This is a genomic window from Priestia sp. YIM B13486, assembly GCF_042787865.1.
GTDB lineage: Bacteria > Bacillota > Bacilli > Bacillales > Bacillaceae_H > Priestia > Priestia megaterium.
Map to the genome: position 1 here is coordinate 200,150 of NZ_JBHZOZ010000001.1, position 20,873 is coordinate 221,022.

19 protein-coding genes and 1 other annotated feature are annotated in these 20,873 nt (G+C 40.9%); of the genes, 1 reads left to right on the plus strand and 18 read right to left on the minus strand.

Annotation, left to right across the window (positions count from 1 at the left end):
- Window positions 1-53: 53 nt before the first annotated feature.
- Window positions 54-1,766 carry an Rqc2 family fibronectin-binding protein gene (locus tag ACFX4G_RS00955; protein ID WP_025750356.1) on the plus strand — a complete coding sequence of 571 codons (1,713 nt, stop codon included), beginning with the start codon at window positions 54-56 and terminating at the stop codon, window positions 1,764-1,766.
- 49 nt (window positions 1,767-1,815) lie between these two features.
- Here the strand turns inward: ACFX4G_RS00955 and pyrE are convergent, their stop codons facing one another.
- The 18 genes from pyrE to ACFX4G_RS01045 all read right to left on the minus strand — a co-directional run bounded on the left by pyrE (window position 1,816) and on the right by ACFX4G_RS01045 (window position 20,860).
- Window positions 1,816-2,454 carry an orotate phosphoribosyltransferase gene (gene pyrE / locus ACFX4G_RS00960; protein ID WP_013058931.1) on the minus strand — a complete coding sequence of 213 codons (639 nt, stop codon included), beginning with the start codon at window positions 2,452-2,454 and terminating at the stop codon, window positions 1,816-1,818.
- Window positions 2,451-3,173 carry an orotidine-5'-phosphate decarboxylase gene (gene pyrF, locus ACFX4G_RS00965; RefSeq protein ID WP_013058932.1) on the minus strand — a complete coding sequence of 241 codons (723 nt, stop codon included), beginning with the start codon at window positions 3,171-3,173 and terminating at the stop codon, window positions 2,451-2,453. Before pyrF ends, pyrE begins: the two co-directional genes overlap by 4 nt.
- Window positions 3,145-4,086 (minus strand): dihydroorotate dehydrogenase, encoded by a 942-nt coding sequence (locus ACFX4G_RS00970; protein ID WP_013058933.1) that lies wholly within the window; start codon window positions 4,084-4,086, stop codon window positions 3,145-3,147. Before ACFX4G_RS00970 ends, pyrF begins: the two co-directional genes overlap by 29 nt.
- Window positions 4,083-4,856: a dihydroorotate dehydrogenase electron transfer subunit gene (locus ACFX4G_RS00975; RefSeq protein WP_013058934.1), complete on the minus strand. Its 774-nt coding sequence runs from the start codon at window positions 4,854-4,856 to the stop codon at window positions 4,083-4,085. The genes ACFX4G_RS00970 and ACFX4G_RS00975 overlap by 4 nt, the downstream gene beginning before the upstream one ends.
- Complete coding sequence (gene carB, locus ACFX4G_RS00980) at window positions 4,853-8,065, minus strand: carbamoyl-phosphate synthase large subunit (RefSeq protein ID WP_377572618.1); 3,213 nt, start codon at window positions 8,063-8,065, stop codon at window positions 4,853-4,855. The genes ACFX4G_RS00975 and carB overlap by 4 nt, the downstream gene beginning before the upstream one ends.
- A complete protein-coding gene (locus ACFX4G_RS00985) occupies window positions 8,065-9,150 on the minus strand; it encodes a carbamoyl phosphate synthase small subunit (RefSeq protein WP_043976434.1) in 1,086 nt (361 codons plus the stop codon). Before ACFX4G_RS00985 ends, carB begins: the two co-directional genes overlap by 1 nt.
- Complete coding sequence (locus tag ACFX4G_RS00990) at window positions 9,135-10,424, minus strand: dihydroorotase (protein ID WP_043976431.1); 1,290 nt, start codon at window positions 10,422-10,424, stop codon at window positions 9,135-9,137. Before ACFX4G_RS00990 ends, ACFX4G_RS00985 begins: the two co-directional genes overlap by 16 nt.
- Window positions 10,387-11,325: an aspartate carbamoyltransferase catalytic subunit gene (locus ACFX4G_RS00995; protein WP_013058938.1), complete on the minus strand. Its 939-nt coding sequence runs from the start codon at window positions 11,323-11,325 to the stop codon at window positions 10,387-10,389. The genes ACFX4G_RS00990 and ACFX4G_RS00995 overlap by 38 nt, the downstream gene beginning before the upstream one ends.
- 148 nt (window positions 11,326-11,473) lie before the next feature.
- Window positions 11,474-12,781, minus strand: a complete 1,308-nt coding sequence (locus tag ACFX4G_RS01000) for a uracil-xanthine permease family protein (RefSeq protein WP_097824524.1) — start codon at window positions 12,779-12,781, stop codon at window positions 11,474-11,476.
- Window positions 12,782-12,937: 156 nt separating this feature from the next.
- On the minus strand, window positions 12,938-13,480 hold the full coding sequence (pyrR, locus tag ACFX4G_RS01005; protein ID WP_013058940.1) for a bifunctional pyr operon transcriptional regulator/uracil phosphoribosyltransferase PyrR: 543 nt from the start codon (window positions 13,478-13,480) through the stop codon (window positions 12,938-12,940).
- A gap of 191 nt (window positions 13,481-13,671) precedes the next feature.
- On the minus strand, window positions 13,672-14,586 hold the full coding sequence (locus tag ACFX4G_RS01010) for an RluA family pseudouridine synthase (protein WP_013058941.1): 915 nt from the start codon (window positions 14,584-14,586) through the stop codon (window positions 13,672-13,674).
- Window positions 14,583-15,050 (minus strand): signal peptidase II, encoded by a 468-nt coding sequence (lspA, locus tag ACFX4G_RS01015; protein WP_013084844.1) that lies wholly within the window; start codon window positions 15,048-15,050, stop codon window positions 14,583-14,585. The genes ACFX4G_RS01010 and lspA overlap by 4 nt, the downstream gene beginning before the upstream one ends.
- 80 nt (window positions 15,051-15,130) lie before the next feature.
- A complete protein-coding gene (locus ACFX4G_RS01020; protein WP_013084845.1) occupies window positions 15,131-15,418 on the minus strand; it encodes a conjugal transfer protein TraR in 288 nt (95 codons plus the stop codon).
- Between the two features lie 170 nt (window positions 15,419-15,588).
- Window positions 15,589-18,354, minus strand: a complete 2,766-nt coding sequence (ileS, locus tag ACFX4G_RS01025; protein ID WP_377572621.1) for an isoleucine--tRNA ligase — start codon at window positions 18,352-18,354, stop codon at window positions 15,589-15,591.
- A 71-nt stretch (window positions 18,355-18,425) separates the two neighbouring features.
- Window positions 18,426-18,646: a binding site (T-box leader), on the minus strand.
- Window positions 18,647-18,715: 69 nt separating this feature from the next.
- On the minus strand, window positions 18,716-19,210 hold the full coding sequence (locus ACFX4G_RS01030) for a DivIVA domain-containing protein (protein ID WP_013058945.1): 495 nt from the start codon (window positions 19,208-19,210) through the stop codon (window positions 18,716-18,718).
- An 84-nt stretch (window positions 19,211-19,294) separates the two neighbouring features.
- On the minus strand, window positions 19,295-20,068 hold the full coding sequence (locus ACFX4G_RS01035) for a YlmH family RNA-binding protein (protein WP_377572623.1): 774 nt from the start codon (window positions 20,066-20,068) through the stop codon (window positions 19,295-19,297).
- A 51-nt stretch (window positions 20,069-20,119) separates the two neighbouring features.
- Complete coding sequence (locus ACFX4G_RS01040) at window positions 20,120-20,389, minus strand: YggT family protein (RefSeq protein ID WP_013058947.1); 270 nt, start codon at window positions 20,387-20,389, stop codon at window positions 20,120-20,122.
- A gap of 3 nt (window positions 20,390-20,392) precedes the next feature.
- A complete protein-coding gene (locus ACFX4G_RS01045; RefSeq protein WP_028410770.1) occupies window positions 20,393-20,860 on the minus strand; it encodes a cell division protein SepF in 468 nt (155 codons plus the stop codon).
- Between the last annotated feature and the right edge of the window lie 13 nt (window positions 20,861-20,873).

A 20,873-nucleotide genomic window follows, 5' to 3' on the forward strand; every position in this document is an offset into this window, starting at 1 on the left:
AATGCTATACTTTTCTATAGGACAATTTTCAATTACTTAAGGATGTGAGCACTATGTCATTTGATGGTATTTTTACATATGGCATTTTACAAGAATTATCTGAGACCTTGGTTTCAGGACGAATTTCAAAAATATATCAGCCGTTTCCAAACGAGTTGATTTTACAAGTACGCGCTAAAGGTGAAAACCGCAAACTTTTAATCTCAGCTCACCCTAACTATTCACGCGTTCATTTTACAAATGAGCCCTATGAAAATCCATCTGAGCCTCCTATGTTTTGTATGCTTCTTCGCAAACATTTAGAAGGCAGCATTATTGAACAAGTGTATCAGCTTGGATTAGACCGCATTTTAGTCATTGAAACAAAAGGACGAAATGAAATTGGCGACGTGACGTACAAGCAGCTTATTATTGAAATCATGGGAAGACATAGTAATGTTGTGCTTGTAGATAAAGAAAAACAAACGATTATCGACAGCATTAAACACGTTCCAATGGCCTTGAACAGGCACCGTACGCTTCTACCCGGAGCACCTTACGTACTGCCTCCTAGTCAAGATAAGCTTCATCCATTTGAAGCCGATGAAGAAACCGTGGTTAAAAAAATTGATTTTAATAGCGGAAAGTTAGCCACCCAGCTAGTGCAAACCTTCTCGGGGCTTTCTCCTTTAATTGCAAATGAAGTGGTGTTTCGCTCTGGCTTAGCAAATCGTTCTACCCTTCCAAAATCATTCGTCGAAACGATGACGCTGATCAAAGAAGGTCAGTTTACACCGACTCTGACAACCGTTAATCAAAAAGACTACTTTTATTTACTGGAATTAACGCATTTAGAGGGTACGAAAAAAACGTATGCAACCATCAGCGAGCTTCTTGACCGCTATTACTACGGGAAAGCAGAGCGAGATCGTGTAAAGCAGCAAGCGCATGATTTAGTACAGTTTATTTCTACCGAGAAAAAGAAAAATGAGAAAAAAATAAAAAAACTTGAGCAAACGCTGCAAAATGCAGAAAAAGCATCTGATTACCAGCTAGCCGGTGAACTCCTTACCGCAAATTTACACCTTGTCAAAAAAGGAGATGCGAAAGTGGATGTTATTAATTATTATGATGAAAATAGCGGTACACTTACGATTTCATTAGATCCGCAAAAATCACCGTCTCAAAATGCTCAAAGCTATTTCACAAAGTATCAAAAAGCGAAAAATTCCGTTTCGATTGTAATCGAACAAATTGAAAAAGCAAACGAAGAAGTACAGTATTTTGAATCACTTATTCAGCAAATGGATACTGCTACTCACAAAGACATTGCAGAGATTCGTGAAGAGCTTGTGGAAGAAGGATATTTGCGCAACCGTCAGCAAAAACAAGCGAAAAAACAAAAAAACACTACGCCTACACTTGAACAATACGTTTCAAGCGACGGCACGACGATTTTAGTTGGAAAAAACAATAAGCAAAATGAGTATTTAACAAATCGCCTTGCTGCTCGTGATGACGTTTGGTTTCATACAAAAGATATACCGGGTTCTCACGTTGTTATCCGCAGCCAAGAGCCTTCAGAAGAAACAATTTTAGAAGCGGCTCATCTTGCTGCTTACTTTAGTAAAGCTAAAAATTCAAGTTCGGTACCCGTGGACTATACAAAAATTCGCCACGTAAAAAAACCAAGCGGTGCCAAGCCTGGTTTTGTGACGTACGATAACCAGCAAACGGTGTACGTAACGCCTAGCGAAGAACTTGTACTGAAGCTGCGTCAGTCATAATAAAAACCCCCTTTCTATATAGAAAGGGGGTTTTTATTATAGACCTAGTTTAGTTCATCCATGAAGGGTCTGAAGGGTTTTCACGCCATTTAAATAGCTTGTCCATCGCTTCTTCTTCAATGTATCCCGCTTCGTTTGCCGCTTCTACTAGCGTAGAGTAGTCTGTTAGCGAATAAACCTGAAGTTCTTTTTCTTTAAACAGCTGACGCGCTTTTTCCAGCTCATATGTAAAGATAGACACAACTCCAAGCACTTCACACCCCTGCGCTTTTAATGCATCGACTGCGGTAAACACACTTCCTCCAGTTGAAATCAAATCTTCAATCACAACTACTTTTTGACCTTTTGTTACTTTTCCTTCGATTTGATTTCCTTGGCCATGTTCTTTTGCTTTGCTTCGCACATAGCACATTGGAAGCTCTAGCGCTTCACTTACCCATGCTGCATGAGGGATACCAGCTGTAGCGGTACCGGCAATCACTTCTGCATTGGCAAAATACGTTTTAATTAAATGCTGCAGACCTTTTGCAATTTCTTTTCGCACTTTCGGGTAGCTAAGCGTTAGACGGTTGTCACAATAAATAGGTGACTTAATTCCAGAGGCCCACGTAAACGGCTCGTTTGGTTGAAGGCTTACTGCCTCAATATCAATTAATTGTTTTGCAATTTCTTTTCGTAGTTTTGTCATCGCGTAATACGCTCCCCTTTCCACTGCTGTAACATCTCATAATATGCTTTAAGCGGGTCTTTTGCTTTAGTAATAGAACGTCCAACGACAATGGCACTTGAGCCATATTCTCTCGCTAGCTGAGGTGTTGCCACACGGACTTGGTCATCTACTGAATCTGTGCCCATACGAATACCCGGCGTTACGGTCAAAAAGTCCTCTCCTGCTGCTTTTCGAATCGAAGGGACTTCATGAGTAGAACATACAACGCCGTCAAGTCCGCTTTTTTTAGCAAGCGCTGCATAATGCGTAACCACTTCTTGCATCGAATGTGTAATGAGCTGCTGCTCTTTTAGCATTTCATCAGATGTACTCGTTAGCTGAGTAACCGCAATACAATCCGGGCGCTTTTTGCCGGCAGCGGTTCCTAAGTCAAGTCCTTCAACGGCTGCTTGCATCATGTTCATTCCGCCCGCTGCGTGAACGTTAACCAAATCCACTTCAAGAGAAGCTAAAGACTTCATCCCTTGCTTTACCGTATTGGGAATATCATGAAGCTTTAAGTCTAAAAAGATTTGGTGGTTTTGCTCTTTTAATGCAGAAATAATGGATAACCCTTCTTTATAAAACAGTTCCATGCCTACTTTCACAAATAATGACTCTTGTTGAAAAGGCATTAAAAACTGCTGTACATCGTTAATTGATGAAAAATCAAGAGCAATGATTAACGGTTGCTTCACGCTTTTTCCAGCTCCTTCCGATACATTCTGAAACATGCTCGTATCCTAATGATGTTAATAGCCTTGGCAGTTCGTCAATGATGGTTGGGCATACATACGGGTCAACAAAGTTTGCTGTACCAACCGCCACTGCACTTGCACCTGCATATAGGAACTCGAGTGCATCTTCAGCAGTCGTCACTCCGCCCATACCGATAATTGGAATGTTCACTTTTTGGCTCACTTCATATACCATTCGAATCGCTACCGGTTTAATTGATGGGCCTGACAGTCCGCCTGTGCCGTTCGCTAAAACCGGCTGAGCTGTTTTCAAATCCAGACGCATCCCGAGAAGCGTATTGATCATCGTTAAGCCATCCGCACCAGCTTCTTCAACAGCCATCGCCATGTCTACAATATTGGACACGTTTGGTGATAGTTTAACATAAACTGGAACATTTGAAACATCTTTTACTGCTTTCGTTAAACGAGCAGCAATGACAGGATCTACGCCAAACGCAATTCCGCCTTCTTTTACGTTAGGACATGAAATATTCAATTCAAGTGCTTTTACATTTGATACGGTTGAAATTTCTTTTGCCACGTGCACATATTCTTCAATTGAAGCACCGGCTACGTTCGCGATAATCGGCACATCATATTGCTGAAGCCAAACGAGCTCTTCATTCATTACTTTTTCTAACCCAGGATTTTGTAATCCGATTGCATTTAACATTCCTGCAGATGTTTCCGCTACGCGAGGAGTTGGATTGCCAAAACGAGTTTCAGCAGTAGTCGCTTTAATCATAATGGCTCCAAGTGCATCAAGTGAATAAAATTGAGCATACTCACGTCCAAATCCAAAACAGCCGGATGCTGGCATAATTGGATTTTTCAAATCTAATCCTGGCAATGTCGTTTTTAGCATGCTCATAGAAGCACCTCCCCTGCTTGAAAGACGGGACCGTCGCTGCAGATTTTTTTATACGCCGTAGAATCTTCACTTTCTCTGCATACACATGCAAAACAAGCGCCGATTCCACAACCCATTCTTTCTTCTAAAGAAATGTAAAGCGGCTTGTTTGTATAATTATTTTCTAGTGCTTTCAACATCGGAGTTGGACCGCATGAAAACATAACATCATATGAAAACTGCTGCTCGTCAATCACCGTTGTGACAAAACCTTTTGTTCCGTAAGAGCCGTCTACCGTTGCAATATATGTTTCTCCTAAAGCTAAAAACTCTCGCTCGTAAAATACGTCTGCTTTTGATTGAAAGCCTAAGACGTGAATAACCTGCACGCCTTTTTCACGAAGTCTTTTTGAAAGCTCATAGAGCGGAGGCACTCCAATGCCTCCCCCTACTAATAAAGCGGTTTGACCTGCCTCTATGGTATCTAATGGAAAACCGTGGCCAAGCGGACCTAACACGTCAATCGACTGTCCGGCTTGTTTTTCGGCAAGCAGCGATGTTCCCGCCCCTTCTGCACGGTAAATCATCGTAAATTGTTCGTGCGTTTGGTCAATTTCTGCAATACTGATTGGTCTGCGAAGCAGTGGCAAATAGTCGTTGTTGACGCGGATATGCACAAACTGCCCCGGCTCATTCATGAAACGAACAAGCTCGCCTTGAAGGGTTAATTCATATACATTGTGTGTTAACGGTCGCTGACTGACGACTTGCATCATTTCATGTTTGATCATACGGTTGTCACCTCTTTAGTTGGACGAACTTTTTTCATTGGTATTGTATGGAAGCTGATCGTTTCAAGCACTCGTAAAATCGCTTCTGCTGTATCAAGTGATGTTAAGCAAGGTACACCATTTTCAACTGCTTCACGGCGAATTTTAAATCCGTCACGCGCAGGCTGTTTTCCTTTTGTTAGCGTGTTGATGACAAGCTGCGCTTCACCTTTTCGTATCACATCTAAAAGATTGTGATCTTCATGATGAATTTTATTTACTACTTTTACGCGAATGTCTTCTTTTGTAAACGTTGAAGCTGTTCCTTCCGTTGCAATCACCTGGTAGCCGATGTTAGCAAAACGCTTCGCAAGCGCTGTTGCCTCTTCTTTGTCTTTATCCGCTACTGTCATAAGTACTGAACCGTACGGCTTAATGGACATACCTGACGCAATTAGTCCTTTATATAATGCTTTTTCGTACGTTGAATCTTGCCCCATTACTTCTCCAGTAGATTTCATTTCAGGTCCAAGCGTAATATCTACGCGACGCAGCTTTGCAAATGAGAAGACCGGCACTTTTACGTAGACGCCTTCTTCTTCAGGGTGCATGCCTGATTCATAACCAAGCTCTCGCAAACTTGTTCCTAAAATAACTTTTGTTGCGACATTCGCCATCGGAATACGCGTAATTTTACTTAAGAACGGCACCGTACGGCTTGAACGAGGATTTACTTCAAGAACAAACACTTCTCCTTTTGATAAGACGAACTGAATGTTGAGCAGTCCAATAATGTTTAAGCCTTTTGCAATACGTGTTGTGTAATCAATGATTGTATCTTTTACATCCTGTGACAGAGTTTGCGGTGGATATACAGCAATGGAGTCACCTGAGTGTACACCGGCGCGCTCTACATGTTCCATAATCCCTGGAATAACCACTGTTTCACCGTCTGAAATGGCATCGACTTCAATTTCTTTTCCAGTTAAGTAGCGGTCGATTAACACAGGGTGATCAGCGTGTACTTTTACCGCGTGTTTCATATAGTGAAGCAGTTCTTCTTCTTTATATACAATTTCCATTGCGCGTCCGCCTAGTACATATGAAGGTCGTACAAGCACCGGATAACCAATTTCTTTTGCCACAACCACTGCTTCTTCTACGGATGTAACCGTCTTTCCAAGCGGCTGAGGTACTTCTAAACGTGCTAGCGTCGCTTCGAATTTTTTACGATCTTCCGCTGCGTCTAAGCTTTCAAGCGACGTTCCTAAAATCTTGACCCCTCTTGCTTCTAGCTCGTCTGCTAAGTTGATTGCTGTTTGACCACCGAACTGTACAACCACACCTTCTGGTTTTTCTAAATCGATGATATGCATCACATCTTCAATCGTCAGCGGCTCGAAGTATAATTTATCTGAAATACTGAAGTCAGTTGATACTGTTTCTGGATTGTTATTGACAATAATCGCCTCGTATCCAGCTTCTTTAATCGCCCACACGGAGTGAACTGTTGCATAGTCAAACTCAATTCCTTGCCCGATGCGGATTGGTCCTGACCCTAACACTACAACGCTTTTACGATCTGTAACAATCGATTCGTTTTCATCTTCAAACGTGCCGTAGAAATATGGTGTTGTAGATTCAAATTCAGCTGCACATGTATCTACCGTTTTGTACACTGGCATCACGCCATTTTGTTTGCGGAAGTCATATACTTCACGCTCTGTTTGATTCCATAGCTTAGCAATCGTGCAGTCTGCAAATCCCATTTCTTTTGCTTCCTGTAAAACTTCTACGTTATGAATCTCTTCTTTTAACACATTTTCAAAAGCAATCACTTTTTCAAGTTTTACTAAGAAGAAGAGATCGATTTTGCTCCACTCGTGAATTTGCTGAATCGTTACGCCACGGCGAATCGCTTCTGCGATGTAGAATAATCGCTCATCACCAGCTTTGCGAATACGTTTTTCAATAATTGCATCATCAAATTCATGCGCATCTTTCAGCTCTAAGTGATGAACGTTTGACTCTAGTGAGCGTACGGCTTTTAAAATTGACTCTTCGAACGTGCGGCCAATTGCCATTACTTCACCTGTTGCTTTCATCTGTGTACCTAGTTTACGATTAGCTGATTCAAATTTATCAAACGGCCAGCGTGGAATTTTAGATACGATGTAATCTAGTGCCGGTTCGAAACATGCGTATGTCTTCCCAGTTACCGGGTTCATCATTTCATCTAATGTTAAGCCTACCGCAATTTTTGCTGCTAATTTTGCAATTGGATACCCTGTTGCTTTTGATGCTAAAGCCGATGAGCGGCTTACGCGAGGGTTTACTTCAATTACGTAATACTGGAAGCTTTCTGGATCTAGTGCTAGCTGAACGTTACATCCGCCTTCGATTTTAAGCGCTCGGATAATTGTTAGTGACGCATTTCTAAGCAGCTGATACTCACGGTCGCTTAGCGTTTGGCTTGGTGCTACAACAATTGAATCTCCCGTATGAATACCGACCGGATCAAAGTTTTCCATATTACATACTACAATCGCATTATCGTTTGCATCGCGCATTACTTCATATTCAATTTCTTTAAAGCCTGCAATGCTTTTCTCAAGTAAGCACTGTGTTACAGGACTGTGTTTTAATCCACTTGTTACAATTTCAATCAACTCTTGCTCGTTGTTACAAATTCCGCCTCCCGTACCGCCAAGCGTATAAGCAGGACGCACGATTACCGGATAGTTTACTTGTTCAACAAACGCATACGCTTCGTCTAGCGAATGAATGATTTCACTTGCTGGGACAGGCTGATTTAGTTCATTCATTAGTGAACGGAACTGCTCACGGTCTTCAGCTTGTTCAATCGCCGATAATTTTGTCCCGAGAATTTCTACATTAAATTCTTCTAAAATACCCGTTTCATGTAATTCTACCGCTAAGTTCAATCCCGTTTGACCGCCAAGCGTTGGAAGCAGTGCATCAGGGCGTTCTTTACGAATAATTGAGCTTACAAATTCAACCGTTAGAGGTTCAATATATACTTTATCTGCCATTTCTGAGTCTGTCATGATTGTTGCAGGATTGGAATTCACAAGAATAACTTTGTATCCTTCTTCTTTTAGGGCAATACACGCTTGCGCTCCTGCATAGTCAAACTCTGCCGCCTGTCCGATGACGATTGGTCCTGATCCGATTACGAGAATTGTGTTAATATCTTGACGTTTTGGCATTAGCAATTACCTACTTTCTGATTGTTTTTCATAAGATTCATAAATTCGTTGAACAATCCGTTTGCATCTTCAGGTCCCGGTGATGCTTCAGGGTGATATTGAACCGTGAATGCCGGATATTCTTTATGCTTTACTCCTTCAACTGTTCCATCGTTAAGCGCAACGTGCGTCACTTCTAATGGCGTGTTGACAAGAGATGGCTCACATACTGTATAGCCGTGGTTTTGAGATGTAAGAGCTACTTTATTGGTTTTTAGATCCTTTACAGGATGGTTGGATCCACGATGACCAAATTTCATTTTTTCTGTATCTGCTCCGCATGCTAGCGCAAACAGCTGATGTCCTAAACAAATTCCGAAAAGAGGAACCTTTCCTAAAACCCCTTGAATCATCTCGATTGCTTCAGGTACGTCTTTTGGGTCTCCAGGTCCGTTGCTCAACATGATGCCATCTGGATTTAATTGAAGAATTTCTTGCGCAGTTACGTTATAAGGAACCACAATCACGTCGCATTGACGAGCTGTTAATTCACGTAAAATTCCGTGTTTCATTCCAAAGTCAACGAGTACCACTTTTTTACCTCTGCCTGGGCTTGGATAAGGCTTCACTGTTGATACTTTTTTAACTGAATCAGTCGGAAGTTCATGATTTTGAAGCTGTGCTACCACTTCTTCTACATTGACTTCCATGTTGCACACGCGTCCGCGAAGCGCACCGTGCTGACGAATTTTTCTCGTTAATTTTCTCGTGTCGATTCCAGCTAATCCTGGAATATCTTTTTGTTTTAAAAATTCATCTACTGATAGTTCGCTTCTGAAGTTTGAAGGAGCATCACAAATTTCTTTTACAATCAAACCGTGTACAGCTGGTTCAATCGACTCAAAGTCATCGCGGTTAATACCGTAGTTTCCGATTAAAGGATATGTTAATGTCACAATTTGTGCACAGTATGATGGATCAGATAGAATTTCTTGATATCCTGTCATTCCCGTGTTGAAAACAACTTCTCCTGTCATTTCTTTGTCGCTGCCGAATCCTTTTCCGATAAATACTGTTCCATCTTCTAAAATTAGTTGACGTTGCATGCTTTAACATCCTCCCATACTCGTTTACCTTCTACTAATGTCATTACCGGCCAACCTTTGCATACCCAGTTAGCAAACGGCGTATTTTTACCTTTTGATACAAATTCTTCTGGATTAATTGCTTTTTCCGTTTCAAGATCAATGATAGTTAAATCTGCTGTTTTCCCTACTTCGATGGTGCCATAGGGAAGGTTGAACGTGTCAGCAGGCTTGTTTGTTAAATATGATACTAGCTGCTCTAGCGTCATTACTTCTTTTAATACTAAGTTTGTATAAAGAAGCGGGAAAGCTGTTTCAAGTCCCACAATCCCAAACGGCGCAAGCTCCATGCCTTCTGCTTTTTCGTCCGCTGTGTGCGGTGCATGATCAGTGGCGATAAAATCAAGCGTTCCATCTAATAAAGCTTCAATTAATGCCTGTTGATCATCTTTTCCTCGAAGCGGGGGATTCATTTTAAAGTTTGAATCAAGCCCAGGGATGTCTTCCTCATTTAGCAGTAAATGATGAGGCGTTACTTCTGCGGTTACGCGAATACCTGCTTTTTTTGCATCTCGAATGGCGCGAATGGATTCTTTTGTACTTACGTGACACACATGATAGTGACAGTTTGCTGCTTCAGCAAGCAGTACATCTCGTGCAATTTGAACGGCTTCACAGATAGAAGGAATACCGTTTAGTCCATGTTCTTTTGCAAATTTTCCGTCGTGGACGCAGCCTTTGTTGATTAAATCATTATCTTCACAGTGTGCAACGATTGCTTTATTTAATGAAGCGGCTTTCTTCATCGCTTCTAGCATCATTCCTGTTGACTGAACGCCTACTCCATCATCTGTAAAAGCAAATGCGCCCGCTTCTTTTAAGCCTTCAAAGTCCGTTAGTTCTTTTCCTAATTGGCGAGTGGTAATCGATGCGTATGGCAATACGCGAACATGTGCTGTTTCTTCAATACGCTTGTTTACCCACTCCATTTGTTCAACAGTATCGGGAACTGGACGCGTGTTTGGCATTGCAGCAATTGCTGTAAAACCGCCCTTTGCCGCTGCTAGAGTACCCGTTTCAATCGTTTCTTTCTTTTCTCCCCCTGGCTCGCGCAAGTGAACGTGGACATCGATTAAACCCGGTGATAAGAAGTTCCCGCCTGCATCAATGACTTCTTCATTCTCCACGTCGATGTGTGAAGCTATTTCAGCAATTACACCATTTTCAATTTTCAGTTCGACTTGTTCAATTTTTCCTTCATTTAACCATGTAGCATTTTTGATAATTGTTGTCATTATTAAGTCCCCTTTCAATTGGTTGTAGCGCTCTTGCTAATACTGCCATGCGAATGTACACGCCATTTTGCATTTGTTTAAAAATTCTTGATCGTTCACATTCAACGAGCTCATCTGCAATTTCGACTCCTCTGTTTACAGGAGCTGGATGAAGGATAATGCTATGTGATTTCATTTTCCGCTCTCGTTCAACGGTTAATCCGAAGCGGCTGTGGTAGTTCTGTGCAAGCTCTGAAGTGTTCTCTTCATGCCTTTCAAATTGAATACGCAGCAGCATCACAACATCGACCGTTTCGATTGCTTCATCGATATCAAGATATGTACCGTGTCTGTTCTCTTCATCTTTCCATTCTTCAGGTCCCGCAAAATATACGGTCGCCCCTAGTTTTGTCAGCATTTCAGCATTCGATCTCGCTACGCGGCTATGTCGCAAATCTCCGACTATTGCAACTTTTAATCCTTTAAACGAGCCGAACTCTTGGCGAATCGTCAGTAGATCAAGCAGACACTGAGTTGGATGCTGACCGCATCCGTCTCCTGCATTAATGATGGGAATCGATACTTTTTCCTGCAGTGCTTCATAATAACGATCTTGCGGGTGGCGAATAACAACTGATTGAACGCCGATTGAAGCTAATGTTTCAATCGTGTCATAAAGCGTTTCTCCTTTTTGGACGCTTGAAGTTGTTACTTCAAACGGAATTGTTGTTAATCCTAGCTGCTGTTCTGCCATTTCAAAGCTGCATCGAGTACGCGTGCTCGCTTCAAAAAATAAGTTGGCAACAAACATTTTCTCTTCCGGTTTCCATCCTTGTTTATTCGTTCGATAGTTTTCAGCGCTGTCTAAAATCTCTAGAATTTCATTTGTTTCTAGTGTTGAGACTGTCACTAAATGTTTCATATCGATTCCCTCCATTTTTGCTTTCCTCGCATTTCTTTATAAAAAACACCCTTTCTAACTTAGAAAGGGTGTAAGAAAACAAGCTTCGTCTATAACGCGCTTTTCACACACCCTTAGAAACCTCTCTGGATTTCAATTAAAAGGCGTTCTATGAAATTTTTCGTGCTGACGTTTCTTGAACGTTTTCTGCTTCTTTTATCTTCTCTTTCGGCAGAACTAGATTCAGCAGAACTCCCATGATAGCAGACAGTGCCATGCTATCAATCTTTACATGTTCTGAGATATCTAAGTGTGCTCCTCCGATTCCTAATACTAAGATAATCGAAGCAATCATTAAGTTTCGTTTTGATCCAAGGTCTACCTTTGCATCCACCATCATTCGCAAGCCCGATGAAGCAATGATTCCGAATAAGAGAATCGAAATCCCGCCCATGACCGGCGTTGGTATACTTGAAATAAGAGCGTTGATTTTTCCGACAAACCCGAACAAAATCGCGAAGACTGCTGCTCCTGCTATCACAAATACGCTAAGCACCTTTGTGATGGCTAACACTCCGATGTTCTCACCGTATGTTGTATTTGGCGGTCCGCCGATCAGCGCAGCAAGCATAGTTGCTACTCCGTCTCCTAAAATCGATCTGTGCAGCCCTGGCTTTTCAATATAATTTCGATCCACAATCTTATTTAAGACGAGAATGTGTCCGATATGTTCTGAGAGTGTTACGACTGCTACAGGTACCATGATAAGCACAATCCCTAATGAAATGGACGGCGTGTATGTGACGAATGGCACGTAGAAGTGAGGTACTTCAATCCACTCTGCTTTCACTACCTTTGAAAAGTCTACCAATCCTTGTGTATAAGCGAAGATGTATCCACCGATAATTCCCATCAGTACCGGAATCAGACTGATAATGTTTTTAAAGAAGATTGAGCAAGCAACTGTTATCACTAGTGTCACAAGCGCAACCATCAGGTAAGTTAAGCTGTAATTTCCTTTTGCATCGTTCATAGCCATGCCTACTGCTGTATTAGCCAGTCCTAAGCCTATAACCATAATAACTGGTCCTACTACAACCGGAGGAAGCAGCTTCATAATCCAATTGATTCCTGTTCCTTTTATAATCAAAGCAACAATTCCATAAACAAGTCCGGCTAAGAAACAACCAACCATCGTTTCTTCAGGTCCAAACGAAGCTTTGGCGAAAATGATTGGCGTGATGAACGCGAACGATGAACCAAGATAAGAAGGAATTTGACCTCTTGTAATGAGCAGGAAAGCAAGCGTTCCTACCCCGCTTGAAATCAAAGCAATTGCCGGGCTGAACCCAACTAGGAATGGCACTAACACCGTCGACCCAAACATTGCAAACAAATGCTGCAGACTCAATGTTAACCAATTTATTGCTTTTGGTTTATCATGTATATCAAGTACAAAATCTCGTTGTTGACTCATATGTTTTTCCTCCTATCACTATTAAAAAACCTCTTTACGCAGAGGCAAAGAGGTTTTCAGCATACAAGGAAGACGCTATACCGCAGTATAGTTTCCCTTGTATAGTGACCCCCCTTTTGCAGCCTCACGGGACTACCATTTAAAAGGGTATATAATTTATTTTTCGTAAATAGACACGTGGTCTTTTTCGTCTACTTCCATTAAATGCACCGCAATTTTTTCACTTTTAGCTGTCGGTACGTTTTTGCCAACGTAGTCTGCTCGAATCGGCAGCTCGCGGTGCCCTCTATCCACTAAGACAGCCAGCTGAATGAGTTCAGGTCGGCCGATATCAATCAGTGCATCAAGTGCTGCTCGAACCGTACGGCCCGTATATAACACATCGTCTACTAAGATGACGTTCTTATTTGCAATATCTGTCGGAATATCTGATCCTTTTACGAGAGGCTCATCATTGCTTGTCACTTTCGATAAATCATCTCGGTAAAGCGTGATGTCTAGTTCTCCGACTGGCAATGTATTTCCTTCAATTTGTGCAATTCGTTCTGCTAAACGTTTTGCGATATAAATACCTCGCGTTTTAATCCCCACTAGCACACAATTTTCGATTCCTTTATTCTTTTCAATAATCTCATGTGCAATTCGAGTTAAAGCGCGGCGAATAGCCTGTTCGTCAAGTACGGTAGCTTTTACGTTCACTGTTTTTCACCTCAAGTTGTTGACATAAAAAAATCCTCTTGCCTTGAGGCAAGAGGATTTGGTTTTAGATATATTTCTTCAAAAAGGCTATAAATATGCCTTTTCTGCACCGTTTCCTTCTCAGCCTCTCTGGACTGTTCTTAAAGGTTCTTATTAAGTTAATACAAGTATGCCATCACTTATGGCAGTTGTCAACTTCTTTTTTCAATAAGCTCTAGCATCTCATTAAACTCTTTTGGAGCCGGTGCTTCAAATTCCATATATTCATTTGTACGAGGGTGAATAAAGCCTAATACACCTGCATGAAGCGCTTGTCCGTCAATCGGAAGCGTTTTTTTCGGTCCGTACTTCGGATCCCCGGCAAGCGGAAAGCCAATATACTTCATATGAACGCGAATTTGGTGTGTTCGCCCCGTTTCTAGCTTACATTCGACTAGTGAAAAATCTTTAAAACGCTGCAATACAGTAAAGTGTGTCACTGCATCACGACTGTTTTCATCAGTTACCGTCATGCTTTGACGATCTTGCTTATCTCGGCCGATTGGCGCATCAATTGTACCGTGATCGTGCGCAATTACTCCGTGAACGATAGCTTTATAACGACGCGTCACTGTTTTAGCTACAAGCTGACTAACTAGTGATTCATGAGCTAAATCATTTTTTGCAACCATAAGTAAACCGGATGTATCTTTATCAATTCGATGAACGATACCAGGGCGCATAACGCCGTTAATACCCGATAAATCTTTACAGTGAGCCATTAGGCCGTTTACAAGCGTGCCGCTATGATGACCAGGAGCTGGATGTACAACCATGCCGCGAGGTTTATTTACAACAAGCACATCTTGATCTTCATAATAAATATCTAAATCCATTTCTTCCGCTACCACATCAAGCTCTTCTAATTCCGGCACTTCGATAATAATAGCGTCTCCTGTTTTACATTTATAGTTTCCTTTGACGGTTTTATCGTTCACTTTTGCGTGACCTTCTTTAATCCATTGCTGCACTTGTGAACGTGACCATTCTGCATTTACAGTCGAAAGTACTTTATCAATACGTTCTCCCGCTTGTTCTTCATTTATAACTGTTTCAATTACATTCATTCTTTGTGCTCCTTCTTCATTTTCCCTTCAAACAGCGTCATAATAAACATGATGATTACTCCGACCACAAGTGCCGAATCAGCTACGTTAAAAATCGGAAAATCATACGTAAAGATGTATGTATTTACGAAATCAACTACTTCTTTACGGACCACTCGATCAATAAAGTTTCCAATGGCGCCGCCTAACATTAATGCTAGCGCAATACCGAACCATTTATCTTGTTTTTTGAGCTTTTGAATATAAATTATTAAACCGACTACCACAACCACCGTAATGAGATAAAAGAACCACATCTGTCCTTGTAAAATCCCCCACGCGGCTCCTCTGTTACGATGAGAGGTAATGTAAAGAAAGTTTTCAATTACGGTGATGCTTTGTCCATAATACATTTCTTTTACAATCATCCATTTTGTTACCTGATCAATAAGTATAACAGCTAAAGCGATAAGATAATAAAACACAAACGTTTTCCTCCCGCAATAAAATCAAACGAATCCATACTAAAGCATTTTAGCACATAATTCATTTTTTTTCTCGCTTCTCACCATAAAACAAATAAATCTTCATTTGTGCGGGCCGTCGGCATTACTTTTAATTTATGAATAGACATCACTTCGCCAGTTAGTTCATCAATTCCAAACGCACCAACGTCAAGCTTTGCTAACGCGTGTTCTACATCTTTTAAATCGGCTTTAATCATTTCTATCACGTAACGTTCCTTTTCATCTATATAACCAGATTGTTCTGTAGCATATCTCAATAGGCGATCTTGTAATTCTTCTTTAATAAGAGCTAATTCCTGTCCAATGGAAAGATAATTTTCATACATTCAAACGCCTCCTGTGCTGATAAGATGAAGTATTAATGATGTTAGGTTTACCGAGTTTTCCATCGAATCTACAACACAAGTTTTTCCTAAGGCTTTAAATGCTTTATACCATTGTATTTGGGAATTTCGTACAGCAAAAAACACGCCCAAAAAGGACGTGTTTTTGTTAATTACTGCTGAACGTAGTGATTTTTTACAACATCCGCACAGCGTGTACATAAAGTCGGGTGATCTTGATCTTGGCCAACTGTTGGTGATACAACCCAGCAGCGCTCACACTTCTCACCTTCTGCTTTACTTACAACAATTGAAGCATAGCTGAATTTTTGTGCTTCAGCAGGTGCTTCACCTTCTGCTACCTCAAGATCTGAAACGATGAAGAGTTGACCTACATTTTCAGAAATAGATGCTAACAGTTCTTTCGTATCTGCTGTTGGATACAGCGTTAATTTTGCTTCTAAAGACTTACCTATTACTTTTTCATTACGAGCCTGTTCTAGCGCTTTTAATACTTCATCACGAAGCTCCATGAATGCATCCCATTTCTCTACTAATTGATCTGCTCCTTCGATTTCTTGAACCTCTGGCATATCAACTAGCTGCACGCTTTCTTCCGTTACATTTGGAATGTGAACCCATACTTCGTCTGCTGTATGAGAAAGAATTGGAGACACTAATTTCGTTAACGATAATAACGTTTCATAAAGGACCGTTTGAATGCTGCGGCGCTCTACATTATTTTCTGCTTCGATGTACAATACATCTTTTGCAAAGTCTAAGTAGAATGAACTCATATCAATTGTACAGAAATTATGCACTGCGTGATAAATGCTTGAGAATTCATATGAATCATAAGATTTTTTCACTTTATCAATTAATTTGTTCAGCTTCACAAGCATGTAGCGGTCTACTTCACGAAGGTCTTCAACAGCTACAGCATCAGTTGTTGGATTAAAGTCCGCTAAGTTTCCTAGTAAGAAACGGAACGTGTTGCGGATTTTACGATATACTTCTGCTACTTGTTTTAAAATGTTATCAGATACACGAACATCAGCTTGGTAATCTACAGAAGCTACCCATAAACGTAAAATATCTGCACCTAGTTGTTTCATTACTTTTTCTGGAATTACAACGTTTCCTAATGACTTACTCATTTTGCGACCTTCACCGTCTAAAGCAAATCCGTGGCTAAGTACCCCTTTATAAGGTGCTTCACCCGTTACAGCTACGCTTGTAGAAAGACTTGAATTAAACCAGCCGCGGTATTGGTCAGAACCTTCTAAATACAAATCAGCCGGACGCTGTAAGTCTTCACGTTCTTCAAGAACAGCTTGATGTGAAGAACCAGAGTCAAACCATACGTCCATGATGTCTGTTTCTTTTGTGAAGCGGCCATTTGGGCTTCCTTCATGAGTAAAGCCTTCCGGAAGCAAGTCTTTTGCTTCACGCTCAAACCATACGTTTGATCCATGTTCTCTAAATAGATTTGATACGTGTTCAATTGTTTCATCCGTAATGATTGGCTCATCATTTTCAGCATAAAATACCGGAATTGGAACGCCCCATGCACGTTGACGAGAAATACACCAGTCTCCGCGGTCACGCACCATGTTATAAAGTCGCGTTTCACCCCAAGTAGGCACCCATTTTGTTTTTTCTACTGCTTTTAATAAATCTTCACGGAAATCTTTAATAGACGCAAACCACTGTGCCGTTGCACGGAAAATTGTTGGTTTCTTTGTACGCCAGTCATGTGGGTATGAGTGGGTAATGAAACTTAATTTTAACAGCGCGCCTTCTTCTTCTAGTTTGTCTGTAATCGGCTTATTCGCTTTATCATAGAATAACCCTTCAAATCCTGGTGCTTCATTCGTCATATGACCCTTACTGTCGACTGGACAAAGAACTTCCAAACCGTATTTTTGACCAACGATAAAGTCGTCTTCCCCGTGTCCCGGTGCTGTATGAACACACCCAGTACCAGCATCCGTTGTTACGTGATCGCCAAGAACAACTAATGAATCACGCTTGTAGATTGGATGCTCAGCTACTACACGCTCAAGTTCTGAACCTTTTACCGTACGAAGCGTCTTATAGTCAGCCCATTCAATTTCTTTAGCAACTGTTTCAATCAGTTCAGTTGCCACTACATATTTTGCTCCATCTGCTTCAACTACGCTGTACTGAAGCTCAGGATTGACGGCAATCCCTTGGTTAGCTGGCATTGTCCATGGTGTTGTCGTCCAAATGATGAATTTTTCATCTTGTTCAAGCACACCTTTACCATCTTTTACGTTAAATGCTACGTAAATAGAAGCTGAACGTTTGTCATAGTACTCAATTTCCGCTTCTGCTAAAGCAGATTCACTTGAAGGGGACCAGTACACTGGTTTTAACCCTTTGTAGATGTAGCCTTTTTTCGCCATGTCACCAAACACTTTGATTTGTTGCGCTTCGTACTGCGGCTGAAGCGTTACATATGGATTATCCCAATCTCCGCGTACACCTAAACGCTTGAACTGCTCACGCTGGCCGTTTACTTGTTCCCAAGCATACTGTTCGCAAAGCTTACGGAACTCAGCTACCGTCATTTCTTTGCGGTTTACTTTTTTATTTTTTGTTAAAGCTGTTTCAATTGGCAAACCGTGTGTATCCCAGCCTGGTACATAAGGTGCACAGAAGCCTGACATCGACTTATAGCGAACGATAAAATCTTTTAAAATTTTATTTAATGCATGTCCCATGTGAATATCGCCATTCGCATATGGAGGTCCATCATGCAGGACAAATAGCGGACGGCCTTCCGTACGTTTTTGTACTTTTTCATAAATATTCATTTCAGCCCACTGTTCTTGCATTTTAGGCTCGCGGTTTGGTAAATTTCCACGCATTGGAAATTCAGTTTTTGGCATCAATAATGTATCTTTATATTCCATGTTTTACCCTCCAAAAAAAAACGTAAATTTCATATCTTTTTGTACCATAACAAAAAGACCTCCTCATCCCAAAAAGGGACGAGAAGGCCTCCCGCGGTACCACCCTAGTAGATTTGCTGCACGCAAATCCTCTTTGCATTCGTAACGTGAATAAACCGCCACTGCTTACTATCATCAGTTCAGCAATGGTACTCTAGGGTGATTTTCACTTTTTTGTTTGTTATCGAGCTCACACCATCCTCGATTCGCTTTGACAAACTAAAAAAGCTACTGTCCCTGTCTCCGTACTGTTTGATATGAAATTTCATCTGTTACCAAATTATATGACAACAAAACGTGAGAAGTCAAGATGATGTCTTGACTAGTCAATTTTTTCTTCTAGCGCTGGCATCTCATAATCCATCAACTGATCCCAGTCGTCGCTGTTTAACATTTCAAGCTGTGCTTCGATTAACATTTTGAAACGAGTTCTAAATACTTTAGACTGCTTTTTCGTCTCCTCAATGTCCATCGCAATTTTACGAGACTTAGACAATGCTTCATTAATAATACGGTCCGCATTTTTTTCTGCTTCTTTTATAATGAGCTTCGCTTCTTTTTCAGCGTTTCGCTTCACATCTTCCGCTGCTTCTTGAGCAATTAAAATTGATTTATTTAATGTTTCTTCGATGTTAGTAAAATGTCCAAGACGATCTGTTAATTCAGATACTCTTCCTTCTAACTCCTTTTTATCACGCATGACTAGCTCATAGTCTTTAATTACTTGGTCAAGAAACTCATTTACTTCATCTTCATCATATCCGCGAAACCCGCGATTAAACTCTTTGTTATGAATATCCAAAGGGGTTAAAGGCATCTAGGCCACCTCCGTGTTGTCTCATTACATCATTAGTAATGGTTTATTCGACATATTTTTAAAATTTCCTGCTAGTAGATTTCTTTATTTCTGCTTTCCTACAACAATTCGCCATTTTTCTTTTTTAGTTTTTCCTTCAAGTGAAACGATACGACTTCTGCCGTGACCACGAAGCGACAAAATATCACCTTCATGACATTCAAAAGAAGGCTGTTCAATGACTTTAAAATTTACTTTTACCGCTCCATTTGCAATAAACGGCTGGACTTTTTGTCTTGATAAATTGTGAATGGTCGACAGCAAAACATCAAGCCTCATTGAAGAAACTGTATAAACGTGTTCAATCAGCTCTTCTTTTACCACATGCAGCTGCTCTCTTTGAATAGAAGAAAGTGAAACTTTGGCTTTTCCAATTGATGTTAAATTCATCTCAATATAAGAAGAAATTTCCTCTGCAGCTACAAGCTGAATATCGTCTCCCGCGACCAAAATATCTCCAAATTTTGAACGGCGCAGTCCTAAGGACATCGCCGAACCAAGAACTTGAGGATGTTCAATTGTCACAAACTTTTTAGGATAATTGAGCTCGTACATATGCAACTGAAAATCTTCGCTTTGAGGTACATAGTAATCCGGATATAGCAGCGCGCGCTTGCGTTCAGCAAACGGTTGTCCACCATCAAATGAAACTTGAACCTCTCCTTCAGTCCCGACCATAGCTGTCACAATCTGCTGCTCTCTTGGATCTAAAAAGTCCGTTAATTTTGGGCTGTATTGATGTAGGACATCTTCTTTCCACTGAAGAACCTGGTCAATAAATCCATGTTCTTCTTGCCTAAAATGTTCATAAATAGACATATTATTACTCCTACTATTGGTATGTAAAAAAGGAATCCAGCGATTCCTTTTTTAAATAAAACCTACCACATTATTAAGTGAATACACGCCTCTTTCAGCAAATCGCAATAAAAAGATTGCAACAAGAGGTGAAATATCAATCATGCCAATAGGCGGAATGATTTTACGAAAAGGCTCTAAGTAAGGCTCACAAATACTGCCAAGCAGCTGACCAAACTTAGACGCCCTTACATCGGGTACCCAAGACATCAAAATGTAAATAATCAGTGCCCATGAGTAAAGCCCAATTAATTTTCCAAGAATCCCAAAAACGATGTCCAAAAACTACCACCTCTTTACGTTTGTTGTATCGTGTTCCCCCATCATATCTGAAATGCTTCCGCTTACGTCTACATTATCAGGTGTACATAAAAAGATGTCGGTTCCAATTTTTTGAATGTCCCCGCCTAAAGCATAAACTGTACCACTTAAAAAGTCGACAATTCTCACTGCTTGATCTCGTTGAATGCGCTGTAAATTCACAACTACGACTTTACGATTTTTTAAATGATCCGTAATTTCTTGTGCTTCGGCATAGACGCGAGGTTCGCAAAGCATCATTTTTGATGATTTTTGAACGCTTTGCAAGCTAATCACATTTTGCTGCTGATTCGGCTGCTGACTAGCTTTCGCTGCTGGTCTCGACTGCTGTACGGGCTCTTCTACCGACTCTTCTTGTTCGTAATGTTCTTCTACATATTCAGTATCGTCATCAAGAGCAAAAAAACTTCTAAAGCGATTTTTCATACTCATCTTGAATTACACC